The sequence below is a fragment of the Angustibacter peucedani genome (genome assembly GCF_054779595.1).
Genome location: NZ_BAAGXY010000166.1, coordinates 1 through 665, shown reverse-complemented (window position 1 = coordinate 665; position 665 = coordinate 1). Strand labels below are relative to the sequence as shown.

The following is a 665-nucleotide window of genomic DNA, read 5'->3' as shown; positions in this document are numbered from 1 at the left end:
CGAGGGCGGCGGCGGCGACGGCGGCGGCGAGCGCACCGGTCGCCAACGCCTGGGCCAGCACGACCCGGCGCACGTCGCGCGCCGTCCCCCCGGCGGCGGCCACGAGTGCGAGGTGGCGCCGCTGGCGCCGCACGCCGACCGCGAAGGCCGGACCGGCGAGCAGCACGACCTCGAGGACGATCGAGAAGACGACCATCACCAGCACGGCCCGGTCGCCGTTGCTGCCGGACCCCGTCATGCCCAGCTGCTCGGGGTCGGTGAGCGTCCGCTCCCAGTCGGCCGGCGGGTGCTCGACCACCGTGCGCGAGGTGACGACCAGCCCGTGCTGGTTGAGCTCGCGCACCTGCGTCCAGCTGATCGGCTGGGCGCCCCGCACCAGGTAGGTGTGGTTGACGTCGCCGTCCGGCACTCCCAGCACGGCCGCACCCGGTGGCGCGACGACCAGCGCCTCGTCGAAGACCGACGGCACCACGACGACGCCCACGACGCGAGCGGTGGCCTGCTTCCCGGTCTCGCCCTCGGCGTGGTCCGTGACCTCCACGTCCTTCCCGACGCCGAAGCCGTGCGCCGCCATCCAGGGCGACACCACGGCCTCAGAACCGTTGCGGGGCAACCGACCCGAGCGCATCATGCTGTAGCCACGCAGGTCGGACGACGCGAGGTCG

Annotated in this window: 1 pseudogene; it reads right to left on the bottom strand. The window is 74.6% G+C overall.

Annotated elements, in window-relative coordinates:
- Positions 1-665: pseudogene (locus ACYVJ4_RS18495) on the bottom strand (hypothetical protein); the annotation flags it as partial.